16 protein-coding genes are annotated in these 23,722 nt (G+C 59.3%); all 16 read left to right on the top strand.

The window, feature by feature from the left end; translation table 11 throughout:
* Positions 1-2 precede the first annotated feature (2 nt).
* The 16 genes from PMX72_RS05810 (at position 3) to PMX72_RS05885 (ending at position 23,599) form a co-directional block, all read left to right on the top strand.
* Entirely contained in the window at positions 3-1,241 is a 1,239-nt protein-coding gene (locus tag PMX72_RS05810) for a sensor histidine kinase (protein WP_117799973.1), read from the top strand.
* A gap of 103 nt (positions 1,242-1,344) precedes the next feature.
* The gene (pstB, locus tag PMX72_RS05815; protein WP_199580703.1) at positions 1,345-2,220 is read left to right on the top strand and encodes a phosphate ABC transporter ATP-binding protein PstB; all 876 of its coding nucleotides are present in this window, start codon (positions 1,345-1,347) and stop codon (positions 2,218-2,220) included.
* 64 nt (positions 2,221-2,284) lie between these two features.
* Positions 2,285-3,013 carry a response regulator transcription factor gene (locus PMX72_RS05820; protein WP_117799974.1) on the top strand — a complete coding sequence of 243 codons (729 nt, stop codon included), beginning with the start codon at positions 2,285-2,287 and terminating at the stop codon, positions 3,011-3,013.
* 3 nt (positions 3,014-3,016) lie between these two features.
* Positions 3,017-4,441: a sensor histidine kinase gene (locus PMX72_RS05825; protein WP_117799975.1), complete on the top strand. Its 1,425-nt coding sequence runs from the start codon at positions 3,017-3,019 to the stop codon at positions 4,439-4,441.
* A gap of 195 nt (positions 4,442-4,636) precedes the next feature.
* Positions 4,637-5,293 carry a YveK family protein gene (locus PMX72_RS05830; protein WP_055250503.1) on the top strand — a complete coding sequence of 219 codons (657 nt, stop codon included), beginning with the start codon at positions 4,637-4,639 and terminating at the stop codon, positions 5,291-5,293.
* Positions 5,294-5,295: 2 nt separating this feature from the next.
* Positions 5,296-6,030 (top strand): CpsD/CapB family tyrosine-protein kinase, encoded by a 735-nt coding sequence (locus tag PMX72_RS05835; protein ID WP_117799976.1) that lies wholly within the window; start codon positions 5,296-5,298, stop codon positions 6,028-6,030.
* Between the two features lie 17 nt (positions 6,031-6,047).
* Complete coding sequence (locus tag PMX72_RS05840) at positions 6,048-6,698, top strand: tyrosine-protein phosphatase (protein WP_055250497.1); 651 nt, start codon at positions 6,048-6,050, stop codon at positions 6,696-6,698.
* Between the two features lie 39 nt (positions 6,699-6,737).
* The gene (locus PMX72_RS05845; RefSeq protein ID WP_117799977.1) at positions 6,738-7,241 is read left to right on the top strand and encodes a GNAT family N-acetyltransferase; all 504 of its coding nucleotides are present in this window, start codon (positions 6,738-6,740) and stop codon (positions 7,239-7,241) included.
* A gap of 202 nt (positions 7,242-7,443) precedes the next feature.
* Positions 7,444-9,468 (top strand): molecular chaperone HtpG, encoded by a 2,025-nt coding sequence (htpG, locus tag PMX72_RS05850; RefSeq protein WP_117799978.1) that lies wholly within the window; start codon positions 7,444-7,446, stop codon positions 9,466-9,468.
* A 537-nt stretch (positions 9,469-10,005) separates the two neighbouring features.
* Entirely contained in the window at positions 10,006-12,780 is a 2,775-nt protein-coding gene (locus PMX72_RS05855; RefSeq protein ID WP_271746184.1) for a YhgE/Pip domain-containing protein, read from the top strand.
* Complete coding sequence (locus tag PMX72_RS05860; protein WP_271728797.1) at positions 12,781-14,970, top strand: YhgE/Pip domain-containing protein; 2,190 nt, start codon at positions 12,781-12,783, stop codon at positions 14,968-14,970.
* A gap of 200 nt (positions 14,971-15,170) precedes the next feature.
* A complete protein-coding gene (locus tag PMX72_RS05865; protein ID WP_271728795.1) occupies positions 15,171-16,154 on the top strand; it encodes a DMT family transporter in 984 nt (327 codons plus the stop codon).
* Between the two features lie 116 nt (positions 16,155-16,270).
* Positions 16,271-17,566, top strand: a complete 1,296-nt coding sequence (locus PMX72_RS05870; protein WP_117797133.1) for a M20 family metallopeptidase — start codon at positions 16,271-16,273, stop codon at positions 17,564-17,566.
* Between the two features lie 39 nt (positions 17,567-17,605).
* Positions 17,606-18,910 carry an MFS transporter gene (locus PMX72_RS05875; RefSeq protein WP_271728794.1) on the top strand — a complete coding sequence of 435 codons (1,305 nt, stop codon included), beginning with the start codon at positions 17,606-17,608 and terminating at the stop codon, positions 18,908-18,910.
* Between the two features lie 304 nt (positions 18,911-19,214).
* A complete protein-coding gene (gene hisS / locus PMX72_RS05880) occupies positions 19,215-20,528 on the top strand; it encodes a histidine--tRNA ligase (RefSeq protein WP_117757833.1) in 1,314 nt (437 codons plus the stop codon).
* Positions 20,529-20,785: 257 nt separating this feature from the next.
* On the top strand, positions 20,786-23,599 hold the full coding sequence (locus PMX72_RS05885) for a phosphoenolpyruvate carboxylase (RefSeq protein ID WP_416378026.1): 2,814 nt from the start codon (positions 20,786-20,788) through the stop codon (positions 23,597-23,599).
* Positions 23,600-23,722: the final 123 nt, after the last annotated feature.

Here is a 23,722-nt window from a genome sequence, read left to right on the forward strand (position 1 = left end):
ATATGACAAAAGACGATAGGCGGGTATTCGAGGTGCCCGATCGACTCTTTGAATACATAAGGGCGGTCGTCGACAATCGCGCGCTTGCGACGGTGCTGCTCTTTTCGCTGAGTCTGCTACTCATTGGCATTGACAATATCGTTGGCATCCTGGCAGTTCTGCTTATTGGCTTCTTGCTGATCGATCGATTTGAAATCGTTCGCCGCTGCGTGGTAATCGGCGGTGCCGCGTGGACGATTGCGCTGGCGATCGGGGCCATGGCGCTTGGCGGTATTGGCGAGCCCGTGTTCTTTGACGCCGCCTTTGTATTCAACATGCTCGGCTTTGTGCTGGCGCTTGCCGTGTGCGTCCTGTTCTTTTGCGGACGCGCCCTGTATTACCAGGGTTATGAGCAGGGCGAGCGGCATGCCGACCGCGTGATCGCCGCCCGTATTCAGGACCGTCTGATCGATAGCCCCGACACGTGGGATACCATCGACGGCGACTTTCTCGAGGTCGAGGGCGCGCTCAATCGGGCGCGCGATTGCGAGCGTAAGGTTCAACAGGCCCTGCGCGACGAATCGCATCGCAAAGATGACCTGGTTACGTACCTGGCGCACGACCTGCGCACGCCGCTCGCCAGCGTGGTGGGCTATCTTTCGCTCCTGCAGGAGGCTCCCGATTTGCCGCTTGAGCAGCGTGCACGCTTTACGGGCGTGGCGCTCGACAAGGCCCATCGGCTCGACGCGCTCATCGAGGAGTTCTTTGACATCACGCGTTTCGATTTCCACGATATCGTGCTTACCCGCGCCTACGTCGATTTGGGGCTATTGCTGGCGCAGGTGGCCGACGAGTTCTATCCCATTCTCAACGAACAGCACAAGGAAGCCCAAGTTGATATCTGCGAGGACCTGACGGTACTCGTGGACGGCGACAAGATGGCTCGCGTATTCAACAACATCATGAAAAACGCCGTTGCCTATAGCTATGAAGGCTCGATGATCACGATTGAGGCCAGGCGCCAAGACGATGGCGGCGTGCGCGTACGATTTATAAACCAGGGCGATCCGATCCCTGCGGCAAAGCTCAAGGTGATCTTTGAGAAGTTCTATCGCCTGGATGCGGCGCGTGCAACCAATCGCGGTGGCGCCGGTCTGGGCCTTGCTATTGCCAAGGAGATCATCGCGGCACACGGCGGTACCGTTGCATGTGAATCGACGCCCGAACACACGATATTCACCATCGAGCTGCCCGCCGCATAGCCAGCGTGCCCTTACAAACACTTGACAATGTGCTCACGTGCGTATGAGCCGCGATTCCTACTATCGATACTGCTGAATTGATATCGATATGGAGGTATGCGGTATGACGGCTGCTGCGGCTGTGGAGCCCACGGAGCTTGAAGAACTCATGGAAGCGCAGGCCGAGGCCGCGCATGAGCGCGAGGTTGGGGATGCGACTCGCCCCACGGCAGAGGATCTTGCCGCCTCGCCGACGCGCATCGATGTCGAGGGCCTCGACCTGTTCTATGGCGACCACCATGCGCTCAAGGACGTGAATATCAAGATCCGCGACAAGCAGATCACCTCGTTCATCGGGCCTTCGGGCTGCGGAAAGTCCACGTTGCTGCGCTGCTTTAACCGCATGAACGACGGCATCAAGGATTGCCGCATCGAGGGCAAGATCGCGCTCGATGGTCAAGATATCCTGGGCGATTACGACATCTGCCGTTTGCGCCAGCGCGTGGGCATGGTGTTCCAGCGCCCCAACCCGTTTCCCATGAGCATCTACGACAACGTCGCCTACGGTCCTCGCGGTATGGGTGTGCGCGAGCGCGCCGTGCTCGATGAGCTGGTCGAGGACTCCCTGCGTCGCGCTGCCCTGTGGGACGAGGTCAAGGACAAGCTCAAGGAGTCGGGCCTGGGTCTTTCGGGTGGACAGCAGCAGCGCCTGTGCATCGCCCGCGCACTTGCCGTGCAGCCCGACATTCTGCTGATGGACGAGCCGACCTCGGCGCTCGACCCCGTGTCGACGCTCGTGGTGGAGCAGCTTGCCTGCGAGCTCAAGGAAACCTGCACGCTGGTGGTCGTGACGCACAACATGCAGCAGGCCGCGCGTATTTCCGATTCGGTTGCGTTCTTTTTGCTGGGTGAGCTGGTGGAGCACGCGCCTACCGCGCAACTCTTCAAAAATCCGTCCGATCCGCGCACGGCGGATTATTTGACGGGGCGTTTTGGCTGACGCTGTCTTTTACAGGTGCTTTTAGGGTTAAGATGCGGTCATATCGGCCGCAAAGGGGTTCAACATGATCTATTACGTCGAGGACGATGACAACATCAGGGATTTGACGGTCTACGCGCTGCGCAAGCAGGGAATCGAGGCCGAGGGCTTTTCGTGCGATGGCGAGTTTAAAGCTGCCGTGGCGCGACGGGTGCCCGATGCTGTGCTGCTCGATATCATGCTGCCCGACACCGATGGCTTGGCGATTATGCGCCGCCTGCGTGCCGATCGCCTGACGGCGACGGTGCCCATCATGATGCTTACCGCCAAGGACACCGAGCTCGACAAGGTGATGGCGCTCGATGGCGGTGCCGACGATTACCTGACTAAGCCGTTTTCGCTCATGGAGCTTGCGAGCCGCTGCCGCGCACTGCTGCGTCGCGGCGGCATGGTCAAGCAGGCGAGCGATGTGCTCAGCGTGGGGGACATCGTGCTCTCGCCCAGCCATCGCGAGGTGACCGTTGCCGGCGAGCCGCTTAAGCTCACCCTGCGCGAGTTCGACCTGCTCGAGTACCTCATGCGCAAGCCCGGCGTGGTCTTTACCCGCGAGTCGTTGCTGCAGAGCGTGTGGGGCTGGGACTTCGACGGCGGTTCGCGCACCGTTGACGTGCACGTGCAGACGCTTCGCCAAAAACTGGGCGAGCATGCCAGCGCCATCGAGACCGTGCGCGGCGTGGGTTATCGCCTGGCCGAGCCTTCTGCCGGTGATGGTGCCGAAGGTGACGACACCGCGTCCACCGCATCGGGGGAGTAACCCGTGGTCTTCGCCCCCCAGGGAAAACATACGCTGTCGCACCGCGTTTTTGTGACGATCTTTGTCTGCGCCATGGCGGTTATCGTGGCGTTTACGGTGCTGGGTGCGTTCTTTGTGCAAAACACTTTGGCGGATGCCACGAGTGCCAATCTGGCGCAGGAAACTGAGCTCATTGCTGCCGCCCTCGACGAGCAGCAGGAGCCCATTCCGTTCTTGCGAAGCCTCGATCGCGAGGATCTTCGTATCACGCTGATCAATAAGGACGGATCTGTTGCCTACGACAACGAGGCGTCGCCTTCCACACTGCCCAACCATGGCGATCGCCCCGAGGTCATCGAGGCCTTTGAGAGTGGTTCGGGTTCCGCGGAGCGCGCAAGCTCTACACTCGACGAGATTATGCTGTATCGCGCCGTCACCCTTGATAACGGCCAGGTCGTTCGCTTGGCGCAGGCCCAGCCTGGCGTTGCGGCGATTTTGCTGTCGATGCTGGCGCCGATGCTGCTTATCGCAGCAGCGGGTGCAGTACTCTCGTTTTTTATGGCGCGCCGTGAGTCCCGTGCCATCATCGCGCCGTTACAAGAGGTGGATTTGGATCACCCACGCCGTAGCTATGAGCACGCCTATGCCGAGATGGTTCCCATGCTTGAGCGCATCGAGTCGCAGCGCCAGGAACTCAAGCGCCAAATGGCGGTGCTAGCGGACAACGACCGTATGCGCCGCGAGTTCACGGCGAATATCACCCATGAGCTCAAGACGCCGCTTACGGCGATTTCGGGCTATGCCGAGCTCATCGCAAATGGCATGGTCGAGGGCGAGGACGACCTGCGCAACTTTGGCGGTCGCATCTATCGTGAGGCGGGCCGCTTGGCAGCGCTTGTCAACGACATCCTTACGCTGTCTAACTTGGACGAGGCCGAACGTGCGACTGAAGGCGAGACAGTGCCCATTGGTTCCACGGAGCCTATTGAGCTCTCGCGTGCGATCTACGCGGTTGAGCAGCGTCTTGAACAGGTCGCCCGTCAAGCGAATGTGACGATAAGTCATGAGACCAAGCCTGTGGTCATCGAAGGCGTGTCGCGCTTGATCGACGAGCTCATCTATAATCTGGCAAGCAACGCCATCCGCTACAATCGACCCGGCGGTACGGTTACGTTGCAGTGCGGCACCAACGACGAAGACCATCCGTTCCTCGCTGTCGCCGACACGGGAATCGGTATCGCGCCTGAAGAACAGGGCAAGGTATTTGAGCGGTTCTATCGCGTGGACAAGAGTAGGTCCAAGGCACGCGGCGGAACCGGCCTGGGGCTTGCCATTGTCAAGCATGCGGCCCTGTATCATCACGCCACGCTCGATCTGTCGAGTGAGTTGGGCGTGGGAACCACCATCACGGTGACGTTTCCCATACAGCAGGACGAGCCATTCGCATAGCGATACAACATAGATATTGATGTAGACGCCGCATTTGACTTTCGGGTGCGGCGTTGTTGCGCAATTTTACGATTGCTTCCGACATTTTTACAGGAGAGCCTGTTTCTTATGTATAGAGTTTGGTCTCGGTAAAAAGATGCGATAACATACGGACAGTTTTGTCAATCCGAACTGGGGAAATGAAAGGCAAGCTGCATGACCCTTCTCGAACTGTTCCAGCTGCTGAAGAAGCACCTCAAGCTGGTCATCACCCTTCCGGTGGTCTGCGCGATCGCCATGGGCATCGTGTCCTTCGTTGCGATGGACAACACCTATACCGCGACGACGAGCATGTACATTCTCGCCAAGACCGACGATAGCGGTCAGATGAGCTACAACGATCTCTCGGCGAGCCAGATGCTTTCCAACGATATCGCCACGCTGCTGGATAGCGATAGCGTTAAGAGCGGCGCCGCCAAAGAACTGGGCCTTACCGATCTGGATGACTACAAGGTGTCTGTTTCCTCCGAGACCACCACGCGTGTCATTACGCTTTCGGTTACCGGCACCGATGCCAAGGAGACGGCTGAGGTCGCAAAGGCCATTGCCAGCTCGGTGAGTACGGTCGCTCAGAACGTCGGCGCTGCCCAGAGCATCAACGTTATCGACGAGGCTAAGACCCCCGAAGCCCCCAGCGGCCCCAAGCGCACGCTGTATATTGCCGTCGCGTTCCTCGCCGGTATCTTTATCGCAGTTGCCTATGTCGTTTTGGCAGACATGCTCAATACCCGCATCCGCGGTGCCGAAGAGGCAGAAGAGCTCCTGGGTATTCCCGTTGTTGGCCGAATTCCGGCTATGAAAGGTGGTAAATAGGCATGGCTAAGGCAAAGAACACCGATAAGCTCGTTGTGCAGAATGCCGCCAAGACCCTTCTGGCCAACATCCGCTTTGCGAGCGTGGATGACCCCATTCGCACCATCACCGTTACCTCCTCGATTCCCAACGAGGGCAAGTCTACGGTTTCCATTAACCTTGCTCAGGCAATCGCCACGAGCGGCAAGAGTGTCCTGCTGGTCGAGGCTGATATGCGTCGCAGGTCCCTTGCCGATATGCTCGGCGTCCGCTCCCGCGGCGGACTCTATGCAGTCCTGTCCGAGCAGGTTTCTATCGACCAGGCGATTGTCGAGACGGGTCAGAAGAACTTCTACTTCCTCGATGCCGAGCCGCACATTCCCAATCCTGCCGACATCATCGTCTCCCATCGCTTTGCCAAGCTGGTAAAGGCACTGTCCGCCAAGTTCCAGTACGTCATCTTCGATGCTCCCCCGGTCGGCACCTTCATCGATGCTGCCGAGATCGCAAGTCTGACCGACGGTGCGCTTTTTGTCGTGCGTGAGGATTTCACCAAGCGCGAGGAGGCGCTCAACGCCATCGGTCAGCTTAAGAAGTCCGAGAAGGTCAAGCTCATCGGTACCGTCATGAATTACTGTGAGACCGAGACCAGCGAGTACTACTATTCTTACTACACCAAGGACGGTAAGAAGGTTAAGAAGGGCTCCGATCAGGGCACTTCCAAAAAGGGCATCTTCACCAACCGAGCAAACGTTTAGTTGATTAAGGCTGACCTATGCGTGACATTCATTGCCATATCTTGCCGGGTGTAGACGACGGCGCCGCCGATCTCGAAGAGAGCTTGGCGATGCTCGAGGCTGCCAAGCGGGCCGGTGTAACCAGAATCGTTTGCACTCCTCACTGCCGTGATCCCTATTTTGATTACGACAAGATGTGGGATGCCTTTGAGCTGCTGCGCGATAACGCTGACGGTTTTCCGCTCCAGATGGGCTTCGAGGTCAACCATCGAAAGCTCGTTGAGCTTGGTATCGATGCCGCGGATCACTTGCATTTCGATGGGACCAACGAGTTTCTGCTCGAGCTTTCGACGCATGCCGATGCGTATGCGTTTAGAGAGTACGAGAACACGATTTACGATTTGCAGTGCCGTGGCTACCAGGTGATCATCGCTCATCCTGAGCGCTATCGTGCGGTTCAAAAGGATGTAAGCGTGGCGGAGCGCCTGGTCGATATGGGCTGCAAGCTGCAGGCTTCGGCGGACTTTATTGCCGGCGGTCGCTTTGGTCGCGAGAAAAAGCCGGCACAGCGCCTGTTCGATCAGAACCTGTACAGCTTCATCGCGAGCGATGCCCATAACGTGGGTCATTACGATTGCCTGGCGAAGGCTCGCGCGAAGTTTAGCGTGCGCGGAGCTCATTTTCGCTAAAATCTGTCCCTAACGTTCGCATTGAATGAAAGGGCAGCCATGGATATCCAACTTAAGACGGGATGCTTTGATGACGCGGCGTTGGTGCGCCGCGTCGTTTTTATGGACGAGCAGGGCTACGAGAACGAGTTTGACGCTATCGACGAGGATCCGAACTGCATTCATGTGACGCTCTATGTAGACGGCGAGCTTGCCGGTTGCTCGCGCGTGTTTCCCGAAGAGCTTGAGCGCGCGGCTGACGCAGAGGCTCCGGTGTCGCCGGCGTGCGACTTGGACGAAGGCGTCGCAGCGGGGGAGACCTACATTATGGGGCGCGTCGCCGTGCTGCCGGCTATGCGTCGTCGTGGTTTGGCGAGCAAGATTGTCGAGGCCAGTGATACCGCCGCGCGTGATGCCGGCGCCAAGCTCATTAAGCTGCACGCGCAGGAATACGTGCTGCCGCTCTATGCCAAGGCGGGTTACACGCAGATTGCCCCGGTGGACTATGAGGATGAAGGCCAGCCCCATGCCTGGATGGCCAAACGGGTCGAGGGTGGCAGATAGGGACGTTCCTTTTCTGCCGGCAGTTGGGGACACTCCTTGGCAATTGGCGCATCAGAGCGTTTGGACATACAGTTTTTCGATTCCGTATGTATATATGCGCGCTAATGGGTTATAAAATCTAAGTCTGAACATAGCAGGTCTGCGATGCGGCTCGGGCAACCGGGCCGTTTTTGCGGACGGGGGTAGCGCGAAAGGACTGCACATGCGTCAATTTAAGACCGAGAGCAAAAAACTGCTCGACCTCATGATCAACTCCATCTACACCAATAAGGAAATCTTCCTGCGCGAGCTTATCTCTAACGCGAGCGACGCCGTCGACAAGCTCAACTTTAAGAGCCTGCAGGACCCGAGCGTCAAGCTCGACCAGGGCGACCTGGCTATTCGCGTCTCCTTTGATAAAGACGCCCGCACCATTACCATCTCGGATAACGGCATTGGCATGACCGCCGAGGAGCTCGAGCGCAATCTGGGCACCATCGCCCATTCCGGCTCCGAGGAGTTTAAGACCGAGAACGCCGAGCAGCAGGGTTCCGATGTCGACATCATCGGTCAGTTTGGCGTGGGTTTCTACTCCGCCTTTATGGTCGCCAGCCACGTGAAGGTTGTCAGCCGCGCTTATGGCGAGGATACCGCCCACGTTTGGGAGTCCGACGGTCTTGAGGGCTACACCATCGAGGATGGCGAGCGCGCCGAGCACGGCACCGATGTCATCCTGACGCTGCGCGAGAACGAGAAGCTCGACGCCGACGGCGAGGCCGAGACCTACGATCGCTTCCTGACCGAGTGGGGCCTCAAGAGCCTGATTCAGCAGTACAGCAACTATGTGCGCTACCCGATACAGATGATGGTGTCCAAGAGCCGCCAGAAGCCCAAGCCCGAGGATGCTGGCGATGACTACACGCCCGAGTACGAGGACTACCAGGAGCTCGAGACCGTCAATTCCATGACACCGATCTGGAAGAAACGCAGCTCCGATGTCGAGCAGAAGGACTACGACGAGTTCTACAAGTCCACATTCCACGACTTTGACGATCCCGCGCGCACTATCAGCTTCCACGCCGAGGGCACGCTTGAGTACGATGCGCTGCTGTTTGTGCCGGGTCGCGCCCCGTTCGATCTGTACAGCAAGGACTACGAGAAGGGCCTGGCGCTCTACAGCTCTAACGTGCTGATTATGGAGAAGTGCGACGACCTGCTGCCCGACTACTACAACTTTGTCCGTGGCGTCGTGGATTCTGCCGACGTGTCGCTCAACATCTCGCGTGAGACGCTGCAGCAGAACCGTCAGCTTAAGGCTATTGCCAAGCGTGTGGAAAAGAAGATCACCGCCGACCTTGAGGATATGCGTGACAACGATCGCGAGGCCTACGAGAAGTTCTTTGAGAACTTTGGCCGCGGTCTTAAGTACGGCATCTACTCGAGCTATGGCATGAAGGCCGATGAGCTCGCCGACCTGCTGCTGTTCTGGTCTGCCAAGGAACAGAAGATGATTACCTTGGCCGAGTATGCCAAGGGTATGCCCGAGGATCAGAAGGCCATCTACTACGCCGCCGGCGACTCGCGTGAGCGCTTGGCCAAGATGCCCGTGGTAAAGGGCGTGCTCGAGCGCGGCTATGACGTGCTGTTGCTGACGCAGGATGTGGATGAGTTCACGTTCCAGGCTATGCGTGAGTACGTTGCCGCCGATATGCCTAAGATCTACGAGGACGACGCCGCCCGCGAGGCTGCCGAGAAGGCCGTTGCCGACGGTGCCGAGCCCGAGGTCGAGGATCGTCACCTGGAGCTCAAGAACGTCGCGACTGGCGATCTTGATCTGGCGACCGAGGACGAGAAGAAGGAGGCCGAGGACGCCACCAAGGAAAACGAGGACCTCTTTAGCGCCATGAAGGAGGCGCTCGGTGACAAGGTCGAGAAAGTTGCCGTCTCCGCGCGCCTGACCGATGCCCCCGCTTGCATCACCACCGAGGGTCCGCTTTCGCTCGAGATGGAGAAGGTGCTCCAGAAGGGACCCGAGGGCGCGCCCGACGGTATGCCCAAGAGCCAGCGCGTGCTCGAGCTCAACGCCAAGCACCCGGTCTTTGACAAGCTTGTCGCTGCCCAGAAGGCAGGCGACGCCGACAAGATCAAGCAGTACTCCGGTCTGCTCTATGACCAGGCTCTGCTGGTCGAGGGCATTCTGCCTGAGGACCCCGTTGCCTTCGCGGCGGCTGTCTGCGAACTTATGTAACTAGGGTGTTACGCGGTTCTACGAACCGCGTAACCACTCGACGCTGCAAGCCCGCCAGAGCGGCAATCTGCCTTTCAACTTCGGCGGCATGACCAGAAGGTCAATGCCGCCTTGTTTCAAGGCACCTTGCTCGCTCTGGCGGGCTTTCGCTGTCCGCGCCAAAACATCGGCGTTGTTATGGGTAGTCGTTGGGGACGTTCTTAAATGACTAGTCGTTGGGGAATGTGGCACTTGGGGACGTTCCTTTTCTGCCGGCAGTTTGGGACATTCCTTGCACCATTAGTCGTTGGGGACGTTCTTGTTTGACTGGTCGTTTAAGAACGCCCCCGATGACTATTCGGATTGTTAATTTGTGCGGGTTGTGGTTTTGCGACCTGCTGAAATTTGAGATACTGTACAACTGTACGTTAACTAATCTTCGTAGTATATTGCTACCCGCAAAACTCAATACCATTGTGCTTCGAGACGCTAAAGCGCCTACGTACAATGGTTTTTGATAGTACGATTTGATTCAACGACAGGATGGATGGTCCAAGCGTGAGTCTCGGCAGCAAACTATCTAACGCAAAGGTCTCCTTTGCGATATTTAAGCGCGACATTAAGCGACTGCTTATGAACCCCGTCGCCCTGGTGGTTACCTTGGGCGTGTGCGTCATTCCCTCGCTGTATGCCTGGTACAACATCGTTGCCAACTGGGATCCGTACGGAAATACCCAGGGCATTAAAATCGCCATCGCCAACAACGATCAGGGCACCCAGAACGACCTAGTGGGCGAGCTCAATGCAGGCGATAAGGTGGTCGACCAGCTCAAGGAAAACGATCAGCTGGGCTGGACCTTCGTCGACTCGGCTGCCGATGCCAAAGAGGGCGTCGAGAGCGGGGAATACTACGCGGCGATCGTAATCCCCAAGAACTTCTCCGACAATCTTGTCTCGATGCTCGATGGCAATTACCATCAGCCGAAGCTCACCTATTACGTCAATGAGAAGAAGAGCGCCATTGCGCCCAAGGTCACCGATACCGGTGCCAACACCATCGAGGAGCAGATCAACTCGGAGTTTGTCTCCACGGTGGGCGAGACTGTTGCCAGTATCGCCAAGGATGCCGGTGTCGATTTAAAGGACAAGGCAACCCAGACTCAGGACTCGCTGACAAGTTCGGTGTCCGAGGCATCCGACACCTTGGGTGAGGTGCGCGATTCGATTGGCGATATGAATGCCGCCATCGATAAGACGAGTGGCGCTATCGCCTCGGCTGATGCGGCGCTTGCCGGCTTGCAAGGTCAGGCACCGTCGCTGACGCAGGCAATCTCCCAGGGCAACGACCTGCTGGGCGAGGCTCGCGCCACGGCGGGCAACTCTATCACCTCGCTCTCCAAGGCACTCTCGGAAGGTAGCCTTGCACTCACCAAGACGTCAGCCTCCGCGAACGCTGCGATTGGCAAGCTAACGGGTACGGTCACATCTACGACCACCCGCATCGACAACTCGCTCGAGTCTCTCCAGGCGACGATCGATCACAATAAGGCCGTTATCGGGCACTTGGAGATTCTCGTTAATGACACGTCGACAGGTTCCGAGGAAATTGACGCGCGCATTGTATCGACCATCGATTCGCTTCGCGAGCAAAACCAGAAGCTGCAGAGCATCAAGGATGGCCTTTCTGCACAGTCGAGCGCCATGGCAAACGACGCTACGGCAATCTCGAACGCGAGCAACGCACTCAACGCGGCAATTCAGACCGGTACGGCTAACCTCGGTCAGGCTCAGACCGATCTGGGTCAGAACGCACTTCCGAAGGCTTCGAGCGCGCTTGACTCCTTTGCCGCCGTTTCGGGCGATTTGACCGGCATTGTGTCGGGTGTGACCCCCACGATAGCGAGCGCGCGCGGCACGCTGGCGCAGCTCGACGCCACGCTCAAGCAGGCAAAGACCACGCTGTCCCAAACCGACGCCTCCCTTGCCAAGGTTCAGGACAAGCTCGCGACCGCCGCCAATGACATTGCGGCGCTGCAGACCTCTGAGTCTATGGGCGAGTTAGCCGACCTCATGGACGTCGACGTCAATGACGTGGCAGATTTCATGGCATCTCCGGTTGAGCTGACGTCCAAGTCAATCTATCCGGTCAAGAGCTTTGGCTCGGGCATCGCGCCCTTCTACACCAATCTGGCGCTGTGGGTAGGCGGCTATGTGCTCATCGCTATCTATAAACTCGAGGTCGACCGCGAGGGCATCGGTAGCTTTACGGCGCGTCAGGGCTACTTTGGCCGCTGGCTGCTGCTGGTGATCCTGGGCGCGTTCCAGGCCATTATCGTTACGGTGGGCGACCTGGTCATTGGCGTTCAGTGCGTCAATCCGCTGCTCTTTGTACTGGGCGGCATCGCTATTTCGTTCACCTACGTCAACATCATCTATGCGCTGTCCACCACGTTTAAGCATATCGGTAAAGCCATTGGCGTCATCCTCGTCATTGTGCAGATCCCCGGCTCGTCGGGCATGTATCCCATCGAGATGATGCCCGGCTTCTTCCAATGGCTGCATCCGCTGCTGCCCTTCACCTATGGCATCAACCTGCTGCGCGAGACCGTCGGTGGCATGTATTCGTTCAACTACCTGTTCAACCTGTGCATCCTGGGCGTGTTCCTTGCCATCGCACTCTTTATCGGTCTGCAGCTGCGTCCGCTGCTGCTCAACCTCAACCTGCTCTTTGACAAGCAGCTTTCCACGACGGGCCTCATGATCTGCGAGTCCAACGACCTGCCGCGCCAGCGCTATTCGCTGCGCACGGCCATGCGCGTCATGCTCGATTCGGATTCGTACCGTCGCGAGCTGCTCGATCATGCCGTGGCGTTTGAGCATCGCTACCCGTACTACATCAAGGGCGGTTTTGCCGCCGTGGTAGGCGTGCAGGCTCTGCTCTTTGTGCTTTCGACGGTGCTCGATATCGACAATAACGGCAAGATCATCCTGCTCGTTATCTGGATCATTTCGGTTATCGCCATCTGCGGCTGGCTCATCAACATCGAATACATCCGTGCGAGCCTCAATACCCAGATGCGTATCTCGGCGCTTTCGGACGAGGACCTTTGCCGCGAGATGCGCGAGCACACGGCTGCCATCCCTGCCGCCCGTCGCATGTTTGGTCTCAACGCCAGCGAGCGTGGCGCCAAGGGAGGCGAACAGCCTACGAGCCGTCTGTCGCATATCGGTGCGCATCGTAAGGCTCAAGATGCCGACGGCGCTGACAACGTAAACGGAAACGACGGGGACACCACCTCGCTTGGCAAGCACTCTAAAGGAGGTGAGGCATAAATGAAAAACATCCTGCACCTGTTTAAGCGCGATGTCCAAAACGTGTCTCGCTCCGTGATCGGCATGGTCGTCGTGATGGGCCTGATCATCGTGCCATGTCTCTATGCATGGTTTAACATCGCCGGAAGCTGGGATCCGTACGGCAACACCGGCAACCTTAAGATCGCCGTGGTCAACACTGATGAGGGTTACGAGAGCGATCTGATTCCCGTCGAGGTCAACGTGGGCGAAAACGTAACCGCCACCCTGCGCGGCAACGAGAACTTCGACTGGGTTGTGCTCAACGATCGCGATAAGGCCATCGATGGCGTCAAGTCGGGCGCGTACTACGCTGCCGTCGTTATCCCTAAAACGTTTAGCGCCGACATGATGACGCTTTTCTCGACCGAGGTGAAGCACGCCGATATCGAGTTCTACGAGAACCAGAAGGCTAACGCCATCGCACAGATCGTGACTGAAAAGGGCTCGAGCGCCGTCCAGAGTCAGGTCAACGAGACCTTTACCAAGACCATCACGACCATCGGCCTTAAGACCGTGTCCAGCCTGCTCGACTATATGAGTACCGACCAGGTGAGCAACTTTATCGCCAATCTGTCCTCGACGCTGGGCGATTCGGTCGAGGACCTGCAGGACGTTCAGGCGAGTGCGACGTCGCTCGCGGGCATTTTGAGCTCCACGTCCGATTCACTGACATCGGCGGGCGGCATGCTCAAGCAGACGGGCACCGTTGATGAGTCGACGAAGCAGCTGATGGAGCACGCCAAGAGCGGCATCAATGATTCCAAGGAAGCGCTCAAGGCCGCCAACGATGCCGTTGACGCGGCGATTGACGGAAGCGCGGGCTCGTTCGACAACGTGTCCGCCGAGCTTGCGAAGGCATTCTATGCCGCGAATCAGCATGTTCACCTTACGGTGTCTCAGCTCAACGAAGTCGCAGCGGCGCTCAATACGCGTGCTGACGATATCGATGCGATGGCCGATCAGCTCCGCAACCTTGCCGACCAGGTGAGTGATGACAAGCTCAAAGACGGTCTCGAGTCCGCTGCGACGTCGCTGGGCAGAATTGCCGTGGAGTACCGCAACAATGCGAAGGACCTGACGGCGACCGCAAAGTCCCTTTCGGACGGCATGGCGGAGGTCAACAACTCGCGTGCCGAGGTCGACCAGGCCATCGCCGATGCCAAGGCGGGTATCTCGGGAGCCAAGTCCGACTACGATTCCACGTTCTCGGTTAAGGCCAAGGAGCTCAAGAAGACCATTTCGGGCGTTCTGGATTCCCTGAACGGTATCTCGGGTGACTTGGATAGCGCTGTGAGCGGTCTGACCGACGCCTCTGGCTCGCTCGCAAAGGGCCTCTCCAAGGCTGCGACGCTGGTCAACAAGGCTTCTGATCAGTTGGGCGAGGCGTCGGACAAGATCAGCGCTTTTAAGGACGAGCTTGATAGCGCTCTGATGTCGGGTGACCTGGCCATGATTAAGACAATGATTGGCAACGACCCCGAGGGCCTCGCCGTGTCGCTTTCCGGCCCCGTCGCGCTCGACCGCAAACCGGTCTATCCGATCCGCAACTACGGTTCGGCCATGGCACCGTTCTACACGATTCTGTCGCTGTGGGTGGGCTCGATTGTACTGGCGGCCATGATGAAGGTCTCGGTTGACGATGAGCTCATCAACGAGCTGATCCCCGTGCGCCTGCACGAGATCTACCTGGGCCGCTACCTGTTCTTTGGAGGTCTGGCCCTGCTGCAGGCGACACTCGTGTGCGCGGGCGACATCCTGTTCTTTGGCATTCAGTGCGACAACCCGCTGCAATTTGTGCTGGCGGGTTGGGTCGCGAGTCTCGTGTTCTCCAATATCGTCTACACGCTTACGGTTTCGTTTGGCGATATCGGCAAGGCGCTCGCCGTCGTGCTGTTGGTTATGCAGGTCGGCGGTTCGGGCGGTACGTTCCCCATCGAGATGACCGGCCCTGTGTTCCAGGCGATCTATCCGTTCCTGCCGTTCACCCACGGCATCAACGCCATGCATGCCGCCATGGCTGGCGCCTACCATATGGAGTACTGGATTGAGCTAGGCATTCTGGCGAGCTATCTGATTCCGTCGCTGGCACTGGGCGTCGTCTTCCGCCGCCCGGTCATCAAAGCCAACGACTGGATCATCGAAAAGCTGGAGTCAACCAAATTGATTTAGTTCAGCCACGTAAACGCTGTCAGAACATCGAGGTCTTCCAGTTTGACACTTTATTATGCTGGATTGCGATGCAACGCTGGTTGTTGCTACAGTAGCGGGGCGTGCCGGGGGTCCGGTGCGCCCCGTTTTATTTGACCATGAGGCGGCACGCGGCCATGCACGTGCGGACACCACGCCCAGACTGAGCGCGAGGATGCCCTATGGCTCAGAATGCCGTTGATGAAATCGAAAACATGCCCGATAGCCCTGTAGCGCGCGAAGACCTGGGTGCCGGCGGCACCTCCCGCGGCGCCGGCGCGCGTTCTCCGTTCTTCTGGAAGGTCTTGCTGCTTTCGGTGGCGGTCATCTGGGGCTATTCCTTTACCACCATGAAAGATGCGCTCGATACCATTCCGGTGTTCGAGCTGGTCTACGTTCGCTTTCTCCCGGCGTCACTGGTTATGTTTGCTATTTTCCATAAGCGCATCATCGCTCATTTCAATGCCCGCAACCTGATCGTCGGGCTGGGCATGGGTGCGCTCATGTGGGGAGCATACGGACTGCAAACGATTGGCCTGGCGCAGACCACGGCAGGCAAGAGTGCATTTTTGACGGGCACGTACTGTATCCTTGTGCCGTTTGCCAGCTATGTCCTGAGCGGCGAAAAGCTCACCCGCTATAACCTGGGTGCGGCACTGCTGTGCCTGGCGGGCATTGGCCTGGTGGCACTCGATAGCGTCGAGTTCAATGCTGGAGATGTCATCACGCTGGGCGGCGCGGTCTTCTTTGCTATCCAGATGGCAGTGACCGCCAAGTATGGTCGCAAGATGGACATCAACGTCATCACGTTTTGGATGTTTGTGGGCAATGGCGTGTTGAGTCTGGTCTCGTCGCTGCTGTTCGAAACCCAGGCGCCTCTGTCTGTGTGGACGCCGAGCTTTATCGCCGTGATGGCCTTTCTTTCGGTGGGCTGCACGTGCGTGGCCCTGCTCATTCAAAACGTCGGCCTGGCGCACGTCCCGGCCTCGACGGGCTCGCTGCTCCTTTCGATGGAGTCGCCTTCGGGCGTGCTGTTCTCGGTGCTGCTGATGGGGGAGGCGCTCACCTCGCGCCTGCTTGCCGGCTTTGTGCTTATCTTCCTGTCGATTATCTTGAGCGAGACTCACTTCGATTTTTTGCGTCGAAAGCCGCGCTCGCAATTGTAAACAACTTGTTGCGCCGCCCTCCTGGGGCGGCGTTTTTTATGACTCGCCTTTAAAGTTGTACCTTGCACTTTACGCTATCAAAGTGCTTACTGCAAAAACGTTACTGGAGGGCATTTATGGCACCAGCTCAGTCCGATCTTCAACCGCAATCAGCGCCCAAGGCCACCGCAGCGGCGCAGGCCGCTATCGGTGACGGTCTCGTTGCAGAAGCTCAGGCTTTTGCAGACGAGCTCGCTGCGTGGCGACACGATTTACACCAGATGCCCGAGCTGGGTAATAGCCTCCCACAGACCTCTGCGTATATTCAAGCGCGCCTGACCGAGATGGAAATCCCATTTGCCACGCTCGTCGATGGTTCCTGTGTCGTGGGCCTTGTCGGCGCCGGTGCCGCCGCGGCCCAGGGCAATGGCGTCTGCACGGACGAACAGGCCGGTACGGTCATCATGCTCCGTGGCGACATGGATGCCCTGCCCGTTGCCGAAGAGTCAGGCGAGCCTTTCGCCTCTACGAACGGCTGCATGCACGCATGTGGACACGATATGCACGCGACGGCGTTGCTTGGAGCGGCGCGCCTGCTCAAGGCCCGCGAGTCTGCGCTTGTCGACGCCAACGCCACGGTTAAGTTGCTGTTCCAGCCGGGCGAGGAAACCTTTGAGGGTGCCCGCGCCGCCATCGCCGACGGTCTGCTGCAGAACCCGCGTCCCCAGGCCGCCTTTGCCATGCATGTCAATAGCCAGTCGCCGCTTGGCCTGGTGCTCTACGGCAGCCCGGCGCTCTCGGGCGTGTACGGTTTTCGCATCACGCTTCAGGGCAAGGGCGGCCATGGCTCGAGCCCCGAGATCTGCATCGACCCCATCACGGCCGGCGTCCATGTGCATCTGGCGCTTCAGGAGCTTATCTCTCGCGAGGTGCCGGCGGCCAAGGAGGTCGCGCTTACCGTTGGCAAGTTCGCCGGCGGTCAGGCCGCAAATGTCATCCCCGACACTTGTGTGCTCGAGGGAACGCTGCGTGGCTTCGACGTCGAGCTCATGGAGCACCTCAAGACCCGCATCGCGGAGGTCGTCAAAGGCGTTGCCACGACCTATCGTACGCCGGCGACTATCGAGACACTCTCGGATGTTCCCCCGCTCGTACTCGACGACGGCATGACGCAGGCGTCGCTTGGCTACGTGGGCGCGGTGCTGCCCAAGTCCGCCTTCCTGCCGCTGTTCCACGCCATGGCGAGCGAGGACTTCGCGTTGATCTCGAGCGAGATCCCGAGCGCGTACTTTACCGTGGGCGCTGCTGTGACTGATACGGACGAGCATTTTGCTCAGCATCATCCCAAGGCACGTTTTAGCGATGCCGAGCTTCCCCTTGGCGCCGCGGCTTATGCCGCCGTCGCTTTGGGCTACATCGCCGACCACCGGTAGCACCCAATCTTGCTACTCGTTTGCTTAAAAAGGAACAGTATGTCTCAGCAACGTAAGTTCTTCCCCGGCTGGCTCGTGGTGGCCTCCGGCTTTGTGATCATGGCCACGTGCTACACCATTTTCGTCAACTGCATGAGCCTGTTCCAGCCGCTCATCGTCAGCGACTTGGGGATATCTCTTGCGCAGTACAACATCTCCAATGCGATCTCCACGGTGGTGAGCGTTATCGGATCGCTTGTCATTGGCCATGTTGCCGACAAGGTTAGTGGTCGTATTTTGGGTTCGCTTACCGTCATCGCCACCTCGGCGGTGCTCGTGGGCATGAGCTTTGTCGGTGAGCTGTGGCAGGTCTACGTGCTCTTTGCCGTCTCGGGCTGCTTCGCCGTCGCATCGACCCGTCTGCTTATTAGCCTGGTGACCGCTAATTGGTTTACCGCCAAGCGCGGTCTTGCCATCTCCATCGCGCTTTCGGGCTCGGGCTTTGGCGGTGCCATCCTTTCGCCGATTGTGAGTTCACTTATCGTGAGCGTGGGTTGGCGCTCCGCCTTTCTGGTGCTTGCCGCCGTCTGCATGGTGGCGGCGCTGCCCATCACGGCGTATTCCTTCCGCACCAAACCTTCCGAGATTGGCCTGAAGCCGCTCGGCGAGAACCCGGGCGATCCGTCCGTCTCGACGGCTGGCGACAAGGACGAGCGCACGGCGCCCGAGGTTAACGTTGGCTGGTCTCGCATCAAGAAGAGCCCGGCGTTTTGGCTGCTCGTCGTCGCCTTTCTCTTTATGGGCCTCGTTAACGGCGCCATTTTGCCCAACCAGGTCACCAACATGACGAGCGTTACCGTCAACGGTGCCAAGATCGTCACGGGTGGCCACGACCCCATGTGGGCCGGTACGGTTCTTTCGGCCTACATGGTCACCGTCGTTATCGCCAAGATTTCGCTCGGCGCCATTTACGACCGTTTTGGCCTGCGCTTTGGCAATGTGCTGGGTTCTGTCGCGTGCATCATCGCCTGCGCCGCCCTGTGCTTTCCCGCAACCGACCTTGGCCCCATTGTGGCTGCCATTAGCTTTGGAATCGGAACGTGCATGGGCACCATCACGCCTACCATTGCCGCGTCCAAGCAGTTTGGCATGGCCGACCTGGGCAAGGTAACGGGCGCCATCACCTCGCTCGAGATGGTTGGCGGCACGGTGGGCGCCATCGTCTCGGGAATACTGTTCGATGCCACGGGCTCCTTTACGAGCACATGGATCGTGTGCCTGGCGTGCTCGGTGGCAATGCTGGTGTTCCTGCTGGCGTCTGAGCCCATCGCGGCTAAGCTGCGCGCGAGCGTGGCGGGGGAGTAGGGACGACGTCGCTCGTAGCTCTTTGCCCCGTTTTGTCCGTGGCTGCCTTGGAAGCCGAATGGATGCTCGTACCGTCATTCGGTTTCCCATGCAGCCACGGGCTCAAGAGATGACCCGAAGTCTTTCCGTCCAACGGATTTTGTGATCCGAAGAGGCGGAAGGATTGCAGATTGCACACCGCGGCGGTGCATCTGGCCGAACGAGTCCCCATACCCTCGTTCGGTCAGACGCGCCGCCGCTGTTTGTGTTTGTGCCGTATAATGTCCACTACCTATGACGCGATACAAAAGAAAGGTGTTTGCCCATGCAGGCACAGAAGGCGGAGGGAACCCGCGACCTTATCGGCGCCGAGATGCGCGCTTGGCAAAAGATGCAGCAGATCGCTGCCGGCGTGTTCGAGCCGTTTGGTTTTAAACCCATCGAGACGCCCGCGATCGAGCAGGTGGACGTCTTTGTCCACGGCATCGGCCAGTCGACCGACGTCGTGCGCAAGGAGATGTTCCGCGTCTTTAGCGGCGCCAACCTGGAGCGCGTCTTTACCGAGGGCACCGACACAAAACTCAAGCCCAAGCAGCGCCTGGCGCTTCGTCCCGAGGGCACGGCCGGTGTGGTGCGCGCAGTCGTGGAGAACAACCTGGTGCCCCAGGGCTCCACGCCGTTTAAGGCTTACTACGCCGAGGCCATGTTCCGCGGCGAGCGTCCCCAGAAGGGCCGCCTGCGTCAGTTCCACCAGGTGGGTATCGAGTGGCTCGGCGCTCCCGATCCGGCGGCAGACGCCGAGTGCATCATCATGCTCATGGAGTTTTACAAGCGCCTGGGCTTCGATCTTTCCAAGCTCCGTCTGCTCATTAACTCGATGGGCGACGCTCAGTGCCGTCCGGCTTACCGCGAGCAGGTCAAGCAGTTTATCCTCGATCACGCTGACGAGATGTGTGACGAGTGCCGCGAGCGCGCCGAGCTCAACCCGCTGCGTGCCTTCGACTGCAAGAACGACCACTGCCGCGAGATCATGGCCGACGCGCCGCTGATGGGCGACAACCTGTGCGACGAGTGCCGCGAGCACTACGAGCAGGTCAAGCGCTATCTGGATGCCGCCGGTATCGAGTATGTCGAGGATCCCACACTGGTGCGTGGTCTGGACTACTACACCCGTACCGTCTTTGAGGTCGAGGCTCCCGGCGCCGGTGTCGGCTCCATTGGTGGCGGCGGTCGCTATGACGGTCTGGTCGAGCTCGAGGGTGGCAAGCCCACGGCGGGCGTCGGCTTCGCTGTCGGTTTTGAGCGCGCCCTGCTGGCCCTGCAGGCCTTTGGTAACGACTTGGGTGCCGAGGAGGCCCCGTGCGTCTACGTCGCCAACGCCGGCAAGGAGCTGCGCCAGAACGTCTTTGCCATCACGCAGGAGCTTCGCGCCGCTGGCATCGTGACCGAGGCCGACTACCAGGGTCGTTCGCTCAAAGCTCAGTTTAAGCAGGCCGACAAGGTTGGCGCCAAGCTCATTTTGGTCCTGGGTGGCGACGAGCTTGCCGCCGGCAAGGTCAAGGTGCGCGACATGGAGAGCCATGAAGAGGTCCTTGCCGATCTGGCCAACGTCGTCGAGGCGGTTCGCGAGCGCCTGTAGCGCATCATTTTGAGCTGCGGGTCCGCTTGAGTGTCTCGTCCATTGCGAGCGATTGTTACGGGGGTGTTTCGCATTTATGCGGAATGCCCCCGTTTGTGTATGCCGTCCACCGAGAAATACGACCATTTAGAGCAAAAACCCTTGCAATGCAGAAAAAACTTTTGTGTGGTAAAGCGCAATCAGTGTCGAAAGTATTTCGCAAGCGCCTATAATGAATACCGCATGTTACGTGCATAGAAGGAGGAATGGGAGGAAACGTGGCTGAGAACCTAAGCAACCAGTCTGTACCCGAAGCCGCGGCGCGCGTCGCTGCCGTGGTCAACCGCCTCGTTAACCGAATCGGCTCGAATGCCGAATCCAAGGAGCGTCTCGCTGAGATCGAGATCCCCGAGGAGCTGCGCGACAATCTGGCGCTGTTCTTGCGCCTGGAGCGCCGTGTGCTTAGCGAGTATGATCCCGAGATCGCGGACCTGTTCGACAAGATTTTGACAGCCGAGATTGTGGCCAACGCCGGAAACCCCGGCACCCGTGCTGCCGACGAGTCCGTCGACGAGCAGGGCGTGCCCACTGCCGACGAGCCCACCGCCGTGGCGTTTCGCGAGGTCGTTGATCTGATCGACAGTCTGCCGCTCGATAAGCAGCAGGTTATCGTCCGCGCCTTTACGAGCTTCTTCCATCTGGCAAACCTGTCGGAGGAGAACTACCGCGTGGCGCAGCTGCGCGAGCGCGAGGCCGGCGCATCGACCGATACCGAGGTCGATCCCGCCAACGAGCTCACCGTCGCCTATCACCAGTTGGTAAACGAGATGGGTGTCGAGGGCGCCAACGAGCTGCTCGACAAGCTGGAGTTCCACCCTGTCTTTACCGCACATCCCACCGAGGCCCGTCGTAAGGCCGTCGAGGGCAAGATTCGCCGTATTTCCAACCTGCTGGAGGAGCGTTCGCGCCTGGGCGGCTCCGACCTAGTGGAGAACGAGCGCCATATGCTGCAGGAAATCGACGCTCTGGTGCGTACGAGCCCCATCGCGCTCAAGAAGCCCACGCCGGTCGAGGAAGCCGATACCATCATCGACATCTTCGATAACACGCTGTTCGACGTCATCCCCGTTATCTATCGTCGTTTTGACGACTGGGTGCTGGGCGACAAGGCGGGTACCGTGCCGCCGCTGTGCCCGGCGTTCTTCCATCCCGGCAGCTGGATCGGTTCCGACCGCGACGGTAACCCCAACGTCACCGCCAAGGTGAGCCGTGAGGTCGCCGCCAAGTACTTCACCCACATGGTGCTCAAGCTCGAGGACAAGTGCCGCCGCATCGGCCGCAACCTCACGCTCGAGGCCACCTACAGCAAGCCGTCTGCCGAGCTCATCAACCTGTGGAACCATCAGGTCGAGATGAGCACCCAGTACACCGCACGCGCCGAGCTGATCTCCGAGCACGAGCCGCATCGCGCCGTCATGCTCGTCATGGCCGACCGTCTGAACGCCACCGTGCGTCGCATCACCGACACCATGTACCACAGCGCAGACGAGTTCTTGGATGACCTGCGCGTCGTTCAGCGCTCCCTGGCCGCCTGCGGTGCCGTCCGTGCTGCCTACGGCCCGGTCCAGACCATCATCTGGCAGGTCGAGTCCTTCGGCTTCCATATGGTCGAGATGGAGTTCCGTCAGCACTCCGTGGTGCACGCCCGCGCCCTCAAGGATATCCACGAGAACGGTATCCATGGCGACCTGCAGCCCATGACGCGCGAGGTCATCGATACCTTCCGCGCTATCGGCTCCATCCAAAAGCGCTACGGCAAGAAGATGGCGCACCGCTACATCATCTCGTTCACCAAGAGTGCCCAGCATGTGGCCGACGTCTTCGAGCTTGCTCACCTGTCTTTCGCACACGAGGAGGATGTCCCCGAGCTCGACGTGATCCCGCTGTTTGAGCAGCTCGAGGACCTCGAGGGCTGCGTCGACGTGCTCGACCAGATGCTTACGCTGCCCGTGGTGCAAAAGCGCCTTGCCCAGACCAACCGCCGCATGGAGGTCATGCTGGGCTATTCCGACTCCTCCAAGGATGCCGGTCCTACCACGGCCATGCTCGCGCTGCACTCCGCGCAGGAGCGCATTGCCAAGTGGGCCGAGAAGAACGATATCGACCTGGTGCTCATGCACGGTCGCGGCGGTGCCGTGGGCCGTGGCGGCGGTCCGGCCAACAAGGCCGTGCTGGCGCAGCCCAAGGGTTCGGTCAACTGCTTCTTTAAGCTCACCGAGCAGGGCGAGGTCATCTTTGCCCGTTACGGCAACCGTACGCTGGCTCAGCGCCATGTTGAGTCCGTTGCCGCCGCAACGCTTTTGCAGTCGGCCCCGAGCGTCGAGAAGACCAACACCGAGACCACGCAGAAGTTCTGGGATATGGCCGAGAAGCTCAACGCCGTAAGCCACGAGCGCTATCTGGACCTGCTGAACACCGAGGACTTTACACCGTGGTTCTCGACCGTGACGCCGCTGACCGAGGTCGGTCTGCTGCCGATCGGCTCGCGTCCCGCCAAGCGCGGTTTGGGTGCCAAGTCGCTCGACGACCTGCGTACCATTCCGTGGATCTTCAGCTGGAGCCAGGCGCGCATCAATCTGGCCGCCTGGTACGGCCTGGGTACCGCCTGCGAGCAGTTTGGCGATCTGGACCAGCTTAAGGCTGCCTACCAGGAGTGGCCGTTCTTCCGCACCTTTATCGACAACATCGAGATGTCGATCGCCAAGACCGACCAGCGCATCGCCAAGATGTACCTGCACCTGGGCGATCGCCAGGATTTGTCCGAGAAGGTCTTCACCGAGATGCAGCTCACGCGTAAGTGGGTTCTTGCCATCGTCGGTGACGAATGGCCGCTGCAGCGCCGCCGTGTGCTCGGCTGCGCCGTCCGCGTGCGCAACCCCTACGTCGACGCCCTGTCTATCGCCCAGGTTCGCGCCCTTCGCGAGGTGCGCATGAACCAGGACGAGATGGCCGAGGAGAAGAAGGCCGAGTACATGAGCCTGATTCTTTCGACTGTGACCGGCGTCTCGGCAGGACTGCAGAACACGGGGTAATCGATAGCCCTGTAGTCGCTGTCCGGGGCTGCCGTATGTTTACTTTCCGGCGCGTCCTCGGACATGCAAGAAGCCCTCGCTGCGCACTTCGTGCGGCGAGGGCTTCTTGCGTCCTGCGGAGTG

The organism is Collinsella aerofaciens, assembly GCF_028207065.1.
Taxonomy (GTDB): Bacteria; Actinomycetota; Coriobacteriia; order Coriobacteriales; family Coriobacteriaceae; genus Collinsella; species Collinsella aerofaciens_AR.